Annotated in this window: 15 protein-coding genes and 1 riboswitch; of the genes, 11 read left to right on the top strand and 4 right to left on the bottom strand. The window is 70.5% G+C overall.

The genetic code is table 11. The annotated features are described in order from the left end of the window. The first annotated feature begins 155 nt into the window (after nt 1-155). From ACF062_RS34455 to ACF062_RS34420, 8 genes are all read left to right on the top strand, one after another. Nucleotides 156-1055: a DUF881 domain-containing protein gene (locus ACF062_RS34455; RefSeq protein WP_392143502.1), complete on the top strand. Its 900-nt coding sequence runs from the start codon at nt 156-158 to the stop codon at nt 1053-1055. Then, nucleotides 1052-1384 (top strand): small basic family protein, encoded by a 333-nt coding sequence (locus ACF062_RS34450; RefSeq protein ID WP_003988855.1) that lies wholly within the window; start codon nt 1052-1054, stop codon nt 1382-1384. Before ACF062_RS34455 ends, ACF062_RS34450 begins: the two co-directional genes overlap by 4 nt. Nucleotides 1385-1389: 5 nt before the next feature. Then, nucleotides 1390-2235 (top strand): DUF881 domain-containing protein, encoded by an 846-nt coding sequence (locus tag ACF062_RS34445; protein ID WP_392143501.1) that lies wholly within the window; start codon nt 1390-1392, stop codon nt 2233-2235. Nucleotides 2236-2746: 511 nt separating this feature from the next. Further along, complete coding sequence (locus ACF062_RS34440; protein WP_392143500.1) at nt 2747-3286, top strand: FHA domain-containing protein; 540 nt, start codon at nt 2747-2749, stop codon at nt 3284-3286. A gap of 48 nt (nt 3287-3334) precedes the next feature. Continuing rightward, a complete protein-coding gene (locus ACF062_RS34435; protein WP_392143499.1) occupies nt 3335-4078 on the top strand; it encodes a MerR family transcriptional regulator in 744 nt (247 codons plus the stop codon). A gap of 87 nt (nt 4079-4165) precedes the next feature. Continuing rightward, on the top strand, nt 4166-4639 hold the full coding sequence (locus ACF062_RS34430) for a bifunctional nuclease family protein (RefSeq protein ID WP_067272821.1): 474 nt from the start codon (nt 4166-4168) through the stop codon (nt 4637-4639). A gap of 172 nt (nt 4640-4811) precedes the next feature. Beyond that, nucleotides 4812-5423: a MerR family transcriptional regulator gene (locus tag ACF062_RS34425; RefSeq protein WP_392143498.1), complete on the top strand. Its 612-nt coding sequence runs from the start codon at nt 4812-4814 to the stop codon at nt 5421-5423. Between the two features lie 58 nt (nt 5424-5481). Further along, nucleotides 5482-6969: a DNA polymerase IV gene (locus ACF062_RS34420; RefSeq protein ID WP_392143497.1), complete on the top strand. Its 1488-nt coding sequence runs from the start codon at nt 5482-5484 to the stop codon at nt 6967-6969. Nucleotides 6970-7172: 203 nt separating this feature from the next. Here the strand turns inward: ACF062_RS34420 and ACF062_RS34415 are convergent, their stop codons facing one another. Then, nucleotides 7173-7547 (bottom strand): PRC-barrel domain-containing protein, encoded by a 375-nt coding sequence (locus tag ACF062_RS34415; RefSeq protein ID WP_392143496.1) that lies wholly within the window; start codon nt 7545-7547, stop codon nt 7173-7175. A 141-nt stretch (nt 7548-7688) separates the two neighbouring features. Continuing rightward, nucleotides 7689-7787: riboswitch (glycine riboswitch) on the top strand. A 194-nt stretch (nt 7788-7981) separates the two neighbouring features. On the opposite strand from ACF062_RS34415, the gene gcvP reads away from it, so the two are divergent. After that, nucleotides 7982-10870 (top strand): aminomethyl-transferring glycine dehydrogenase, encoded by a 2889-nt coding sequence (gene gcvP / locus ACF062_RS34410; protein WP_223773421.1) that lies wholly within the window; start codon nt 7982-7984, stop codon nt 10868-10870. A gap of 130 nt (nt 10871-11000) precedes the next feature. Here gcvP and ACF062_RS34405 read toward each other — a convergent pair whose 3' ends face one another. Beyond that, on the bottom strand, nt 11001-11207 hold the full coding sequence (locus tag ACF062_RS34405) for a DUF5999 family protein (protein ID WP_030794330.1): 207 nt from the start codon (nt 11205-11207) through the stop codon (nt 11001-11003). Nucleotides 11208-11521: 314 nt separating this feature from the next. After that, a complete protein-coding gene (locus ACF062_RS34400) occupies nt 11522-12115 on the bottom strand; it encodes a hypothetical protein (RefSeq protein ID WP_392143495.1) in 594 nt (197 codons plus the stop codon). A gap of 484 nt (nt 12116-12599) precedes the next feature. Here ACF062_RS34400 and ACF062_RS34395 point away from each other — a divergent pair, with 484 nt between their 5' ends. Beyond that, a complete protein-coding gene (locus ACF062_RS34395; RefSeq protein WP_392143494.1) occupies nt 12600-14138 on the top strand; it encodes a glutamate--cysteine ligase in 1539 nt (512 codons plus the stop codon). A gap of 288 nt (nt 14139-14426) precedes the next feature. Continuing rightward, nucleotides 14427-15230 carry a type II CAAX endopeptidase family protein gene (locus ACF062_RS34390; protein ID WP_356576513.1) on the top strand — a complete coding sequence of 268 codons (804 nt, stop codon included), beginning with the start codon at nt 14427-14429 and terminating at the stop codon, nt 15228-15230. Between the two features lie 89 nt (nt 15231-15319). On the opposite strand, the gene ACF062_RS34385 is transcribed toward ACF062_RS34390, so the two are convergent. Then, entirely contained in the window at nt 15320-16141 is an 822-nt protein-coding gene (locus ACF062_RS34385; protein WP_392143493.1) for a PhzF family phenazine biosynthesis protein, read from the bottom strand. Nucleotides 16142-16470: the final 329 nt, after the last annotated feature.

Below are 16470 nucleotides of genomic sequence, written 5' to 3'. Positions count from 1 at the left end.
CCCCGGCGCCCCCGGGGGGGCGGCGCGGGGGGGGGGGGGGGGGGGGGGGGGGGGGGGCGGGGCGGGGGGGGGGGGGGGGGGGGGGCGCCCCCGCGGGGCCCCCCCCCCCCCACGCCGGTGGGGCCATTCGGAGGTAGCGCCCGCGACGTGCGACGATGTGCGGCATGCCGCAGCAGCCCCCCGTTCGGAGCACCCCTTCCCGGCCCAGACGTCCGGACGCGTCCATGTCGCTGCTCACCACGGTCATGGACCACAGCCTGGACGAGGGATACGCGGAGGCGGCCGCCAGAAGGAAGGCCGAAGGGGTCAGTGGTCTCCCTCGGCCGCTGCGGGCCAAACTCGGTCTCGCCGCGGGTCTCGTACTTGCCGCCCTGGTCGTCACCGTTGGGGCCGCGCAGGCCCGGGTGGCGGCGCCGGTGCTCGCCAAGGAGCGCGAGGAGCTGATCGACCGCGTCGAGGCCGCCACGGCCGGGGCCGACGAGCTCGAGGACGATGTGGACGAGCTCCGCGACGACGTGGGCGAGCGGCAGCGGGCCGCACTGAAGAAGCACGGCGGCAGCCAGGGCGAGTTGCTCGGTCTGCTCTCCGGCGCGACGAAGGTCCGCGGGCCCGGAGTGAAGCTCGTGGTGGACGACAAGAAGCAGGCCGACCAGGGCGGCGGTGGGCCACGCGAGAGCGCCGGGTTCTCCGACACCGGGCGGGTGCGCGACCGGGACATGCAGCGCGTCGTCAACGGCCTGTGGCAGTCCGGCGCCGAGGCGATCTCCATCAACGACCAGCGGCTCACCGCGCTGTCGGCGATCAGGGCCGCGGGTGAGGCGATACTGGTGGACAACAGGCCGCTGGTGCCGCCGTATACGGTGCTCGCGGTGGGGGCGGGGAAACGCCTGAGCACACGGTTCCAGAACAGCCCCGACGGTCAGTACCTGCATGCTCTGCAGGAGAACTTCGGCATCCGGACCAGCATTTCCGTGTCGGACGAGCTCCGGCTGCCCGCAGCGCCGAGTGTGACCGTACGTACAGCAGAGCCGAAAGCAGGAAAGGGCACATCGTGATCGCCGTACTGGGCCTCGTCGTGGGAGTCGTGGCCGGATTGTTGGTTCGGCCCGAGGTTCCGGCGGTGGTCGAGCCGTACCTTCCCATCGCCGTGGTCGCGGCTCTCGACGCCGTGTTCGGCGGCTTGCGCGCGATGCTCGACGGCATCTTCGACGACAAGGTCTTCGTGGTGTCGTTCCTGTCGAACGTGGTGGTGGCCGCGCTGATCGTGTTCCTCGGCGACAAGTTGGGCGTCGGTGCGCAGCTGTCCACCGGCGTCGTCGTGGTCCTCGGCATCCGGATCTTCTCCAACGCCGCCGCCATCCGCCGGCACGTCTTCAGGGCGTGACGCCGATGAGCGCCGAGGAGAAGCCCGAGCACCGTCATCGCAAGGAACTCCCCGCGGAGGTCCCGAGCGAGCCCAAGGCGTCCGAGACGCCTGAGACGCCCGCACCGCCCGTGTCCGGGGCGCAGGGGCTCACCGGCCGTCAGCGGCTGGCGAAGGGCCTGTGGCCGCCGCGAGTGACCCGGCCTCAACTGATCGTCGCCCTGCTGCTGTTCGTGCTGGGCCTCGGTCTGGCCATCCAGGTGCGGTCCAACAACGACAGCAGCGCGCTGCGTGGCGCGCGACAAGAAGATCTTGTACGCATCCTCGATGAACTGGATGACCGTACTCAGCGTCTGGAAGAGGAGAAGCGGAGTCTCGAGGAGCAGCGGACCGGGCTGGAGAACAGTTCGGACCAAGCCGAAGAGGCCCGCAAGCAGACGGTCGAGCGGGAGGAGCAACTCGGCATCCTGGCAGGCACGGTGGCGGCCCAGGGGCCGGGCATCACGCTCGCCATCGAGGACAAGAAGGGGGCGATCGAGGCGGACATGCTGCTCGACGCCATTCAGGAACTGCGCGCCGCCGGCGCCGAGGCGATTCAGATCAACGACGTACGCGTGGTGGCCAGCACCCACCTGTCGGATGCCGACGGCGGTGGTGTCCGGGTGGACGGCCGCAAGGTCGACGAACCGTACCTCTTCAAGGTGATCGGCAAGCCGCAGGATCTGGAACCTGCGCTGAACATCCCGGGAGGCGTGGTGCAGACTCTGGAGAAGGAGCAGGCCACGGTGACCGTGACACGCTCGGAGAAGATCGTCGTGAGCGCCTTGCGACCTGCGAAGCGGCCTGACTACGCTCGGTCGTCCTCGCAGTGAGGGGCGGGCGCATGAGGGCTGTGAGGCGAGGGCATGAGGTTGCGGGGGGTCGGCGCACCGGAAGCGTGGTGCGTGGTGGAAACTGTTTGGTGGATACGGACGTTGTGATGATGTCTGGTTCACCGATGAATGCCGGTGAGAGCAATCAGGGTTCGTCCTGCCCCACGGGCGGGTCTGTTTCGGTCAAGGGGAATCGCCCGTGAAGTTGTTTGCGAAGTTGTTCGGCAAGAGCGCACGTGAGGACAGCGGCAATCCCGCCACTGCCCGGCACCGTGCCCCGCGCCATGGAGACGGTGAGGGACAGGGCGGCGAGCGCCCCATGTTCCGGGACCAGGTGGCTGGTCCAGGTGGTGACAATTCGGGCGGACAGGGCGCGTCATCTGTTGACCCTGCCGGTCCCGGCCGCATAGGTTTCGGAGAACCGTCAACCTCAGGCGCGGGTGGAGGGTTTACCCCCGACCCGTATGCATCCCATGCCCCCGCGGGGCAGCCGCGGCAGGAGGACCCGTCCATGGCCCTGGTGTGTACGAGGTGCGGGAACCGAAACGCCGAGGCGAGCCGGTTCTGCTCCAACTGCGGTGCGCCGCTGCGCGCAGGCGCGGCACCGGAGCGCGCGTCCGAGACGACCTCGACGATCTCCATCTCGGGCCTTGAGGCCTACGACGCGGAGGCGACGGGGCAGACCCTGTCTCCCGCGCTCTCCCCGGAGGCGCAGGCCGCCGTCGACGCGCTGCCGCTGGGCTCGGCGCTGCTCGTGGTGCGCCGCGGGCCGAACTCGGGCAGTCGTTTCCTGCTCGACGGGGAGCTGACCACGGCGGGGCGTCACCCGCAGAGCGACATCTTCCTCGACGACGTGACGGTGTCGCGTCGCCACGTGGAGTTCCGTCGCGTCCAGGACGGTTCCTTCACCGTCGCCGACGTGGGCAGCCTCAACGGCACGTACGTCAACCGGGAGCGCATCGACTCCGTCGCGCTGTCGAACGGCGACGAGGTGCAGATCGGTAAGTACCGGCTGGTCTTCTACGCGAGCCAGCGGAGCGTCGGCATCTGACCCACCACCCCCGGACCCGTCCGGGGGGCACCCCCCTCAGGAAGGTCCATGCTTCAAACACCGAGCGGCGGTGCCGTCACCGGCACCGCCGCCGCGGACCGTCGGCTGATGAGCATCGGCACCGTGCTGAACACGCTGCGTGACGAGTTTCCCGAGGTCACGATCTCCAAGATCCGTTTCCTGGAGTCCGAGGGGCTCATCGAGCCGCAGCGCACGCCGTCGGGCTACCGGAAGTTCAGTCCGGAGGATGTCGAGCGGCTCGGCCATGTCCTGAGGATGCAGCGGGACCACTATCTGCCGCTCAAGGTCATCCGTGAGCACCTCGAAGCGCTGGAGCGGGGCGAGCGGGCCCCGCTGCCCTCTCTGGGGCGCCAGCGCGACCCCGGCGGTACCGAGGGCCACGACGAGGCCGAGCGGCCGACTGCGGCCCGTGTGGGCCGTGACGAGCTGCTGGCGGTCGCGGAGATCGAGGAGCGGCAGCTCGACGAGTGGGAGACGTACGGGCTCGTGGTGCGACTGCCGGACGGGGGGTACGACGCGGAGGCCATCACGATCGCCTCGCTCGTCGTCGAACTCGGCCGGTTCGGTATCGAGCCACGCCATCTGCGGGCCATGAAGTCCGCCGCCGACCGGGAGGCCGGTCTCGTCGACCAGGTCGTCGCGCCGCTGCGGCGGCACCGCAATCCGCAGACCAGGGCCCACGCCGAGGCCCGTACCAAGGAGCTCGCGGGGCTCACGGGGAAGCTGCATTCGGCCCTCGTGCAGACCGCGCTCGGGGTCAGACTGCCCTGATCCGGCAGGCACCCGGGCCGAGGCCCGGCTGGTACTCGGCGGGTGCCCGACTACCCAAACCTGCCAGCCACGTCCTAGGGTTGCTGTGTGAACGAGCTCGACGTCGTAGGTGTCCGGGTCGAAATGCCCTCCAACCAGCCGATCGTGCTCCTGCGTGAAGTGGGAGGCGACCGGTACCTCCCCATCTGGATCGGACCAGGTGAGGCGACTGCCATCGCCTTCGCGCAGCAGGGCATGGCACCCGCACGGCCGCTGACCCATGACCTGTTCAAGGACGTGTTGGACGCGGTGGGCCAGGAGCTCTCCGAAGTGCGCATCACCGACCTGCGGGAAGGGGTCTTCTACGCCGAGCTGGTCTTCGCCAGCGGGGTGGAGGTGAGCGCGCGGCCTTCCGACGCCATAGCGCTGGCACTGCGCACCGGGACGCCGATCTACGGGAGCGACGGCGTCCTGGACGACGCGGGGATCGCGATCCCGGACGAGCAGGAGGACGAGGTGGAGAAGTTCCGCGAGTTCCTCGACCAGATCTCGCCCGAGGACTTCGGCACCAACAGCCAGTGAGCCGCCGCTCCCCGGGGTCCGTTTCGGGCCATTCGGCTAGCCTTTCCCCGCGGCGGGGCACGGGAAACCACTCTCAGGGTGATTATCACTCGGCGTGGCGAGTGTGGCGATCGTTGACGAGCCCCTGGTGACTGCCTACCGTCGAGAAGGCAGGTCAAGGACGGAGGTCGGCGTGAGAAGCAGCGGCGACGGTACGGCGGTGGGCGGTCCGTACCCGTTTCACAGCGCGGCCGATCACTCTCCGAAGCCGATGGTGGTCCAGGGGAGCGGGGACGCGACGTTCGAGAATTCCGAGCGGATCGGGTATCGCGGTCCGACCGCGTGCGCGGCCGCGGGCATCACATACCGCCAGCTCGACTACTGGGCCCGCACGGGCCTGGTCGAGCCCAGCGTGCGTGCCGCCGGCGGTTCCGGTACCCAGCGGCTCTACAGCTTCCGGGACGTCGTCGTCCTGAAGGTCGTCAAGCGGTTCCTCGACACCGGGGTATCGCTGCAGAACATCCGTACGACGGTCCAGCATCTGCGGGAGCGCGGGTTCCGTGACCTTGAGCGGATGACGCTGATGAGCGACGGCGCGACGGTCTACGAGTGCACGTCCCCCAGCGAGGTCCACGACCTGCTCCAGGGCGGGCAGGGGGTGTTCGGGATCGCCGTTGGTGTGGTGTGGCGTGACGTCGAGGCCGCGCTCTCCCAGCTGCACGGGGAGCGGATCGACACCGGGGAGACGCTCGTCGGTCACAACCCCGCCGATGAGCTCGCCAGACGGCGCAACAAGGCGGTCTGAGCCGCCGACGGGCACTGTCGATGGGGCATTGTCAGTGGCGTAAGGCAGCATCAGAGATGTGAGAAGCGCGCCGACGATCCTGCATCTGGACATGGATGCCTTCTACGCGTCCGCCGAGCAGGCCGCGAAGCCGAGTCTGCGCGGAAAGGCCGTGGTGGTGGGCGGTCTCGGGCCGCGGGGTGTCGTGGCCACGGCCTCTTATGAGGCGCGGCGGTTCGGTGTGCACTCGGCGATGCCGATGGGGCAGGCGCGGCGGCTGGCTCCGAACGCCGCCTATCTCGTGCCGCGCTTCGGGTTGTACCGCGAGATCAGTGAGCAGGTCATGGGGCTGCTGCGCGAGCTGTCACCGCTGGTGGAGCCGCTCAGCCTGGACGAGGCCTTCGTCGACCTGGAGGCCGGCGGGGTCGCCGATGACGAGGCGTCGGCCAGGGCCGTGGGGGAGCGGCTGCGGGCGGACATCAAGGCGGTGACCGGGCTGACCGGGTCCGTGGGGCTCGCCGCCTCCAAGATGCTGGCGAAGATCGCCTCCGAGGAGGCCAAGCCGGATGGGCTCAGGCTGATAGCACCGGGGACGGAGCGGGCGCTGCTGGGACCGATGTCGGTGCGGACGCTGCCGGGGGTCGGTCCCGCCACCGGGGACCATTTGCGGCGGGCCGGGATCACCACGGTCGAGGAGATCGCCGAGGCCGGGGAGGACGAGCTCGTACGGCTGCTCGGGAAGGCGCACGGCGGATCGCTGTACGCGATGGCGCTGGCGCACGACGAGCGGCCCGTGGTGGCCGAGCGGGACACCAAGTCGGTCAGTGTCGAGGACACCTATGACGTGGACATCCACGACCGGGTACGGGTCAGGGGAGAGGTCGCCCGGCTCGCCGACCGGTGCGTGCAGCGGCTGCGTGCGGCGGGGCACTCGGGGCGGACCATCGTGCTGAAGGTGCGGCGGTTCGACTTCTCCACGCTGACGCGGTCCGAGACGCTGCGGGGGCCCACCGACGACCCCGGAGTGGTCCGGGAGGCCGCGGCGCGGCTGCTGGAGTCCGTGGACACCACGGGTGGGGTGCGGCTGCTGGGGGTGGGGGTCACGGGGCTCGCCGACTACACGCAGGAGGACCTCTTCGCGCAGGCCCAGGCGCAGGCTGCCGCTGAGGCCGGGGTTTCCGATGAGGGTGCGGAGCCGGAGTCCGGCGGCGAGGTGGACGGGGCGGGCGGGGCGGGTGGGGCGTCGCCCGGGGAGCCGCAGGACGTGGGTGCCGAGGAGTCCGCGGCCCCTGCGGAGCGGCGCTGGGCAGCTGGGCACGATGTGCGGCATGCCGAGTACGGGCACGGGTGGGTGCAGGGGAGCGGGCTGGGGCGGGTGACGGTGCGCTTCGAGACGCCGGGGTCCGAGCCGGGGCGGGTGCGGACGTTCCGCACGGATGATCCGCTGCTGGTGCCGGCGGAGCCGTTGCCGTTGGTGGAGCCGTCCTGTGCGGTGGAGTCGTCGGTCGTGGGGGAGGCCTTGCCTGCGGGGGCTGGGGAGGTGACGGGGCTGGGGGAGCGGGGTTGAGGCTGCGGTCGGGGGGCTCGGCAGAGGGGAGAGGGAGGTCCGCGGCGAGGGAGACGTACGGGGGCGGTGGTGATGTGGCCGGTGTCGTGGTCTCGGGCCGGCCGGTCGGCCTCGCTGGGAGCTTGTTGGCTGTGTGACCGGGATTGCGGGTCCGCGTGGCCGATGGTGCAGGGGGAACCGAGGGAAGGGGAACGGCCGCGTGGTCAGGGAGGGTCGCCTGCGATGTGGCCGAAGTCGCGGTCCTGGGGTGGGGGCTCTGGGGGTGTGGTGTCCAGGCCGTAGTGGTGGTAGAGCTGGAGTTCCTGGGCGGGAGAGAGGTGGCGGCCGACGCCGAAGTCGGGGGCGTCCTTGATCAGGTCGCGGTCGAAGGGGATGCGGAGGGTGCCGTCGCCGGTGAGTTCGCTCGGCTCCAGGGGGACGAAGGCGTCGCGGCTGAACAGGCCGGTGCGTATGGCCGCCCACTCCGGTGCGCCGGTGGCGTCGTCGAGATAGATCTCGTCGATCGTGCCGATCTTCGCCCCGTTCCGGTCGAACGCCTTGCGGCCGATCAGGTTGCGCGGATCGATGTCGGTCTGCACGGGCCCTCCAGCTGATCGCGGGGTCGGATGTGGGCATAACTCATCTTTGTCCGCTCGTACTCACTACGTAAGAGCACTTCGGGGCAGGCGGCCACTCGAGGGAATGGCCGGGGGACGCGCTGGTAGGCTGGCGCTGGCTGCTGATCCCGTGCGGGAGAGCTCTCCGGGTCACGATTCCGGAGGCGCCGAAGGAGCAAATCCTCCCCGGAATCTCTCAGGCACACGTACCGCACGGACGAGGTCACTCTGGAAAGCAGGGCGGGCGTACGGGCGGGCACGTTCGAACCCCTTCCTCACCGACGGTGAAAGCCGGGCCGGCGCCTTCGCGGTGTCCCCCGGTGAAGCTCTCAGGTTGAGATGACAGAGGGGGAGGCCGTCCGGGTACCCGCGCCGTGGTACCCCTCGTAGGTCGCGCAGACCAGGAGGCCTCCGCAATGACTGCCACCAATCGCATCCCGCTCTCCGAGCTCGAACAGGGCATCCCCTTCGAGCAGCGGCACATCGGGCCCGATGCGGAAGCGCGGGCCAAGATGCTCGCCCAGGTCGGGTACGGCTCGCTCGACGAGCTCACGGCCGCCGCGGTGCCGGATGTGATCAAGAACGCCGAGGCGCTGAAGCTGCCCGGCGCGCGCTCCGAGGCCGAGGTGCTGGCCGAACTGCGCTCGCTCGCCGACCGGAACCAGGTCCTCGATTCCATGATCGGTCTCGGGTACTACGGCACCTTCACACCGCCCGTGATCTTGCGGAACGTCATGGAGAACCCCGCCTGGTACACCGCCTACACGCCGTACCAGCCCGAGATCTCCCAGGGGCGCCTCGAAGCGCTGCTCAACTTCCAGACCATGGTCGCCGAGCTGACCGGCCTGCCCACCTCCGGAGCCTCGCTGCTCGACGAGGGCACGGCCGCTGCCGAGGCCATGGCCCTGTCGCGGCGCATGGGCAAGGTCAAGGACGGGGTCTTCCTCGTCGACGCGGACGCCCTGCCGCAGACCATCGCCGTCATCCGGACCCGTGCCGAGCCGACGGGTGTCGAGGTCGTTGTCACGGACTTGAGCACCGGAATTCCCGCCGAGGTCGCCGAGCGCGGTGTCGTGGGCGTGCTGGTGCAGTACCCCGGCGCCTCCGGTGCCGTACGCGACATCAAGCCGCTCATCGACCAGGCGCACGAGCTCGGTGCGGTCGTCACGGTCGCCGCCGACCTGCTCGCCCTGACGCTGCTCACCTCGCCGGGCGAGCTCGGCGCGGACATCGCCGTCGGCACGACGCAGCGCTTCGGTGTGCCGATGGGCTTCGGCGGCCCGCACGCCGGTTACATGGCGGTGCGCGAGAAGTTCGCGCGCAGCCTGCCCGGGCGGCTCGTCGGCGTCTCCGTCGACGCCGACGGCAACAAGGCGTACCGGCTCGCGTTGCAGACCCGTGAGCAGCACATCCGCCGTGAGAAGGCCACCAGCAACATCTGTACCGCGCAGGTGCTGCTCGCCGTCATGGCCGGGATGTACGCCGTCTACCACGGCCCCGACGGGCTGAAGTCCATCGCGCGGCGCACCCACCGGTACGCGACGCTCCTCGCCGAGGGCCTGAAGGCGGGCGGTGTCGAGGTCGTGCACGGCGCGTACTTCGACACGCTGACCGTGCGCGTGCCCGGCAAGGCGGAGGGGATCGTTTCTGCAGCCCGCGAGAACGGCGTCAACATCCGCCGGGTCGACGCCGACCACGTCTCGCTCGCCTGCGACGAGACCACCACGCGCCGGCAGCTCGCCGCCGTGTGGGGGGCCTTCGGGGTCGAGGCCGATGTCGACGCGCTCGACGCCGAGGTCAGGGACACGCTGCCCGCGGGCCTGCTGCGTACGGATCAGTACCTCACGCACCCCGTCTTCCACCAGTACCGCTCCGAGACCTCGATGCTGCGCTACCTGCGCAGGCTGGCCGACCGCGACTACGCGCTCGACCGCGGCATGATCCCGCTGGGCTCCTGCACGATGAAGCTCAACGCGACCACCGAGATGGAGCCGGTCACCTGGCCCGAGTTCGGGCAGCTGCACCCCTTCGCGCCCGCCCAGCAGGCGCAGGGCTACCTCACGCTCATCCGTGAGCTGGAGGAGCGGCTCGCCGAGGTCACCGGGTACGACAAGGTCTCCCTCCAGCCGAACGCCGGGTCGCAGGGTGAGCTGGCCGGGCTGCTGGCCGTGCGCGGGTACCACCGCGCCAACGGTGACGACCAGCGCACCGTCTGCCTCATCCCGTCCTCCGCGCACGGGACGAACGCGGCGAGCGCCGTCATGGCCGGCATGAAGGTCGTCGTCGTGAAGACCGCCGACGACGGCGAGATCGACGCCGAGGACCTGCGCGCCAAGATCGAGAAGCACCGCGACGAGCTGGCGGTGCTCATGATCACGTACCCCTCGACGCACGGCGTGTTCGAGGAGCATGTCGCCGACATCTGCGCGGAGGTGCACGAGGCCGGCGGCCAGGTCTATGTGGACGGCGCCAACCTCAACGCGCTGGTGGGGCTCGCCAAGCCCGGGCACTTCGGCGGCGACGTCTCGCACCTGAACCTGCACAAGACCTTCTGCATCCCGCACGGCGGCGGCGGTCCCGGTGTCGGCCCGGTCGGTGTGCGCGAGCACCTCGCGCCGTACCTGCCCAACCACCCGTTGCAGCCCGCCGCGGGCCCGAAGACCGGTGTCGGCCCGATCTCCGCGGCGCCGTGGGGTTCCGCCGGGATCCTGCCGATCTCCTGGTCGTACGTACGCCTCATGGGCGGCGAGGGGCTCAAGCGCGCCACCCAGGTCGCGGTGCTGTCCGCCAACTACATCGCCAAGCGCCTTGAGCCGCACTACCCGGTGCTCTACACCGGTCCCGGCGGGCTCGTCGCGCACGAGGCCATCATCGACCTGCGGCCGCTCAGCAAGGCGACCGGCGTCAGCGTCGACGACATCGCCAAGCGGCTCATCGACTACGGCTTCCACGCGCCGACCATGTCGTTCCCGGTCGCGGGCACGCTGATGATCGAGCCGACCGAGAGCGAGGACCTCGCCGAGATCGACCGGTTCTGCGACGCGATGATCGCCATCCGCCGGGAGATCGAGAAGGTCGGCTCCGGTGAGTGGGCGGCCGACGACAACCCGCTGCGGAACGCGCCGCACACCGCGGCCGCGCTCGGCGGGGAGTGGGAGCACGGCTACAGCCGCGAGGAGGCCGTCTTCCCGGCCGGCGTCGTCGCGTCGGACAAGTACTGGCCGCCGGTGCGCCGCATCGACCAGGCGTACGGCGACCGGAACCTCGTCTGCTCGTGCCCGCCGCTGGACGCGTACGAGGACTGATGACGGGGCCCGTGCGGCACGGGCATGCGTCGGGGCCGGTTCGGAGAGTTCTCTCCGGGCCGGCCCCTCGTGTGTTCCGTGTTCTGTTCCGTGCTGCGGGGTTACGTCCGTGCGGCTGTGCCGGTGGTGATCAGGCGGCCGTCATGATCTGGTCGGTGCCCAGCGGTCGGTGCGGGGCGATGATCTGGCCGTCCGGCAGCAGCTCACCGGTGTCCTCGAAGAGGAGGACGCCGTTGCACAGCAGGCTCCAGCCCTGCTCCGGGTGGCTCGCCATGAGGAGCGCGGCCTCCCGGTCGGCGGAGTCGGCTGTCGGGCACGGTGGTTGGTGCTGGCACATGGAAGGGTTCTTTCGCTGCGGTGAGATGGTGGTGACGTCTGTGCTGCGGTTCGCTGCGGTACTCATAACCGCCCCCCGTTGTAGTCGGTCCGATCCCAGTGTTGCCCCACGGGCGTCAATCCGCAGGGATTTTGCAGCAGCGGTTCTTACTGCTTAATGACGTATCACCCGCCCGGGCGGTTCAGCCCAACTCCACTGTCCCTTCGGGTGGTTCGGGGTGGCCTGACCGGACTAGTCCACCTGGGTGGGAGCGCAGCGCCGTGCCCCGCGGCCAAGGGCGGCGGGGCACGTGTGACAGCAGGGTTGTCGCGGGGTCAGGCGGGCGAGCCGAGCAGGGGCGCGGGCGCGGCCGGTGTCAGGCGGTGGGCGAGGACCGGGAGCAACTCGGCGACGCGGTGCGGCCGGTGGGCCGCGATGCCGGGCGGCGCCGGAGCCAGGGGGACCAGCAGATCGGTGGCCGCGAGCGGGGCATCGGTGCCGTCGTCGGTGCAGTCGCCGTGCAGCCAGAGCGTCAGCATGTAGAGCTCCGGTACGGAGAGCAGCCGGGGCTGGCAGGGCATCGGCATGGCCTCGGCGTGCCGCAGGGCCCGCTCGGTGGAGGCGATGTAGGGGCCCTCGAAGAAGTGGGAGAAGGCCCAGCCGTCCGGTGTGAGCATCGTGTCGGCCGCGGCGAGGGTGCGCTCACCGCTGCGGATCATGAAGCGCCAGCCGGCGAGGCGGGTGGGCGAGGTGCCGTCGGGCGCGGTGCGGCCCAGCACATGGACGGGCAGCGGGAGTTCGGGGCTCACGGCACCCTGGGCGGCACGGAGGGCCGGGGTCCGGGCCTCGCGTACGGCTGTGGGGGAACCGAGTGCCGCGAGGACGCTGCGCAGGGCGGGCGCGGGGGCCGGGAGGACATGCAGCGGCATGGTGGGTCGCCTCTCTCATTCGACAGGCACAGTGGAGCGGGGGCAGGTGCGTGACGTCGCTGTCAGCTCTGGGTCAGAGGGGCGGGGGCCGGGGGACCGCGAGCGCCAACTCTCTGCCTAGATTGCGAAGTTTATATGAGACATGTTCGAGCGGTGTTTCGGCTAGACGTGCTCGATATTGCGGGCAAGGCGTTATCGGGTCATACTTCTGAGAGCTTTAACCCGATTTCGGATGGGCTTCGCTTCCGTGACCTCGTATTCAGCGAGGTGAGCGGTCGGCCGATTCCCGTCGGTTCTTTTGACCAGGTTCTCCGGAACGGAATCCTCGCCGTGCCGCATGCCCGGTGAATGTGCCGCGCGCCGGCTGCCACGAGCCTACTGCCCGGCGCGTCGCCGTGGGGCGTTATCGATCACATTGACGGGGCATCATCCCCCGTACACAGTGGCCGGACCCTTGGCCGCCTGTCCGAGGAGGGACGCTTCGATGGGTGAGAAGGTCGTGGCGGGCGCGTTCGACCTGTCCGATCGACACCAGTACCGAAGGAAGCTCCGCGCGTGCCTGACGGGGCTGGAGCGGCTGTTGGAGGAGGAGCGGTTCGATCGGCCCAGGAATCTGATGGGCATGGAGATCGAGCTGAATCTCGCAGGGCCCGACGGACTGCCGAGAATGTTGAATGCGCAGGTTCTCGAGCGCATCGCGAGCCGGGATTTCCAGACGGAACTCGGAATGTTCAACCTGGAAGTGAACATTGCCCCGCACCGGCTCGGCGGACGCGTTCTCGACCGGCTCGCCGAAGAAGTGCGCACCGGTCTCAACTACGCGCACAGAAAAGCCAACGAGGTGGACGCGGGGATCGTCATGATCGGCATTCTGCCGACCCTGAACAGGGAGGACATGGTCTCCGCCAACCTCTCCGACGTCGACCGCTACGCCCTCCTCAACGAGCAGATCGTGGCGGCGCGCGGCGAGCGCTTCGCCCTCGACATCGAGGGCGTGGAGCGGCTGACCTGCACGTCTGCCTCGATCGTGCCCGAAGCGGCGTGCACCTCCGTGCAGTTGCACCTCCAGGTCACCCCGGGCCGGTTCGCCGATGTGTGGAACGCGGCGCAGGCCGTCGCCGCGGCGCAGGTCGCCGTGGGGGCCAACGCGCCGTTCCTCTTCGGGCGCGAGCTGTGGCGCGAGTCGCGGCCCCCGCTCTTCCTCCAGTCCACCGACACGCGACCGCCCGAGCTCCAGGCCCAGGGGGTGCGGCCGCGGACCTGGTTCGGGGAGCGGTGGATCACGGGGCCGCTGGAGCTCTTCGAGGAGAACCTGCGCTACTTTCCGGCGCTGCTGCCCCTCATGGAGGCCGAGGACCCGCTGGGCGTCATCGACGCGGGCGGTGTGCCGCAGCTCGGCGAACTCGTCCTGCACAACGGCACCGTCTACCGCTGGAACCGCCCGGTGTACGGCATCGCCGACGGCGTCCCGCATCTGCGGGTCGAGAACCGCGTGCTGCCCGCGGGCCCCACCGTGACCGACGTCATCGCCAATGTCGCCTTCTACTACGGGCTCGTGCGAGCCCTCGCGGAGGAGGCGAGGCCCGTATGGACCCGGCTGCCCTTCGAGGCCGCCGCCGACAACTTCGAGGCCGCGTGCCGGCACGGCATCGACGCCCGGCTGCGGTGGCCGCGGCGCGGCAGGCTCGGTGGCAGGGGCGGTGCCGGCGGCACGGTCGAGGTGGCGGCCGTCGATCTCGTACGCGATGAACTGCTGCCGCTCGCGGCCGCCGGGCTCGACGCGTGGGGCGTGGAGCCCGCGGACCGGGACTTCTACCTCGGGGTGATCGAGGAGCGGTGCAGTCGGCGGGTCAACGGCGCGTCGTGGCAGGTGGCGACGTACCACCGCGCCCTGGAGAGCGGTCTGTCCCGGGAGGCGGCGCTGGCCGCGACCACCAAGCGGTACTGCCGGCTGATGCACGAGGGCGAGCCGGTGCATACCTGGCCGGTGGGGCATCTGGAACCGGCGGTGCCGACCCGCTGAGGGCCGGGCGGGCCGCGGCCCTGGCTGCTCGCGGTCGCCGAGCCGTGCGGTCGGTGCAGGTCGCGGTACTCGCGGGTGCCGTTGAGCCGGGTGGTACGCATGTCGCCGCGGGCCGCCACCGCCGCGCTGCGAGGACGAGGGCCGGGCGTGCTGGGTCCGTGCTCATCGGGCAAGCTGTGACGTCTCAAGGGTCCCCTCGGCCTGTCGCGCACGGTCTTCGCAACTTCTTTCGAGACCCTGGCGGGGCGAGGGTGGGGATGAGGCGGGATCACTCAAGTGGAGGCGTCAGTGCAAGCGGAGCCGGGGCCGATGGCCGGTTCTTTTCCGACGGGCGGGCCATCGCGGCGGATTCTGCGGGACGAGACGTTGCTCGTCCTCGCCCTCTCGCTCGGGGCGAGCGGGGTGTCCGCGCTGATCAGCTTCGTCGGATCGGTCACGAGGCCGGGCGGCCTCAAGGACCAGGCGGCGACGTTGAACGCGTCTCAGGCGCCGGGGCGGCCATGGCTTGATCTGGCATGGCAACTGTTCGGCATCGCGAGCGCGTTGGTGCCGGTCGCGCTCGTCGCGCATCTGCTGCTGAGGGAGGGGGCGGGTCTGCGGACGCTCGGCTTCGACCGGACGCGGCCGTGGCCCGACCTGGGCCGGGGCACGGCGATCGCCGCGGTGATCGGCAGCCTCGGCATCGCCTTCTACCTCGCGGCCCGCGGGTTCGGCTTCAACCTCACGGTGGTGCCGGAGGCGCTGCCCGACGTGTGGTGGAAGTATCCGGTCCTCGTGCTGTCCGCCGTACAGAACGCGGTCCTGGAGGAAGTGATCGTGGTCGGCTATCTGCTGCGCAGATGCGGGCAGTTGGGCTGGACGCCGATGGCCGCGCTGGTCGGCAGTTCTGTGCTGCGCGGCTCCTACCACCTGTATCAGGGCATCGGCGGGTTCCTCGGCAACGTGGCGATGGGAGTGGTGTTCGTCCTGCTCTACCGCAGGTGGGGACGGGTGGGGCCGCTGGTCGTGGCCCACTCCCTGCTGGATGTTGGGGCGTTCGTGGGGTACGCGCTGCTCGCGGGGAAGGTGGGGTGGCTGCCCACGCCGTCTTGAGGCGGGGTGGTTCCGGGGCGGCTGTGTGGGGACGTACGCGGGCGATTTCTCGTACGTCCCCATCGTGCTGTACGAGGGTGGGGGCGCCGTCAGGCCAGGAGCTCGCCCTCGATGACCGTGACCGCGCGGCCCGTCAGGAGGGTGCGGTCGCCGCGCAGTTCCGTGCGGACCAGGCCGGTGCGGGCGGAGGCCTGGAGGCCGGTCAGTTCCATGCGGCCCAGGCGCTCGGACCAGAAGGGGGCGAGGGCCGTGTGCGCGCTGCCTGTCACGGGGTCCTCGTCGATGCCGACGCGGGGGAAGAAGCAGCGGGAGACGAAGTCGTAGCCGCGTGCGGGGTCTTCCGCCCCGGCCGTGGCGATGATGCCGCGCTCGGAGTGGCGGACGAGGGCCTTGTGGTCCGGGGTGAGTGCCCGCACCGTCTTCTCGTCGGCGAGCTCGATCAGCAGGTCGCCGATGTGGCGGCCCGTGTCGTACGCGGCGACCGGCTCGGCGCCCAGGGCTTCGGCGATGCCCGGGGGGACCTCGGTGGCGGTGAGCGGGGCGGTCGGGAAGTCGAGGGTGAGGGTGCCGTCCTCGTGCGCGGTCGCGGTGAGGACGCCGCCGCGCGTGGCGAAGCGGACGGGGCCGGTGGCGGCGCCGGTGGTGTGCAGGACGTGGGCGGTGGCCAAAGTGGCGTGGCCGCACAGATCGACCTCGGTGGCCGGCGTGAACCAGCGCAGCGCCCAGTCCGCTTCGCCGCCCTCGGGGAGGCGGTGGGCGAACGCGGTCTCGGCGTGGTTGACCTCCCTGGCCACGTGCTGGAGCCAGGTGTCGTCGGGGAAGGCGTCGAGGAGCAGGACGCCCGCCGGGTTGCCGGCGAAGGGGCGGTCGGTGAAGGCGTCGACGATGCGGATGCGGTGTGAAGTCGGCATGACGCTGACGGTAGCGGGGCATTGGGCCGGATCGGTAAGGCCAATTGGGGGTGAGTGGACTGATGTGGTGGCCTTGGGTGTGCCCCGCGCTCACGCGCCCGTCGGCCATGCCCCTGGCTGCCCTCGCCGAGGCCGGCCGCAGACGCGGGCGTGGGCCGAACCGCGGAACGGCAAGCGTCCGGAACGCACCTTCTGGTGACGCCCCTGGCGGCCTTCGGCCTGGACCGGTTGCTGCATGGGCGGCGTCCTGGGCGCCCGGCGTGGGCGGCCAGGACGGTGGAGGGGGTTGTCAGTCGGTCGCTTCCGATATATCGTCGAAGCATCGCGAT

Source organism: Streptomyces sp. NPDC015345, from assembly GCF_043078805.1.
In the GTDB taxonomy this organism is placed as follows: Bacteria; Actinomycetota; Actinomycetes; order Streptomycetales; family Streptomycetaceae; genus Streptomyces.
The sequence above is the reverse complement of the archived record's forward strand: the minus strand, read 5'-3'. Positions and strand labels throughout refer to the sequence as shown.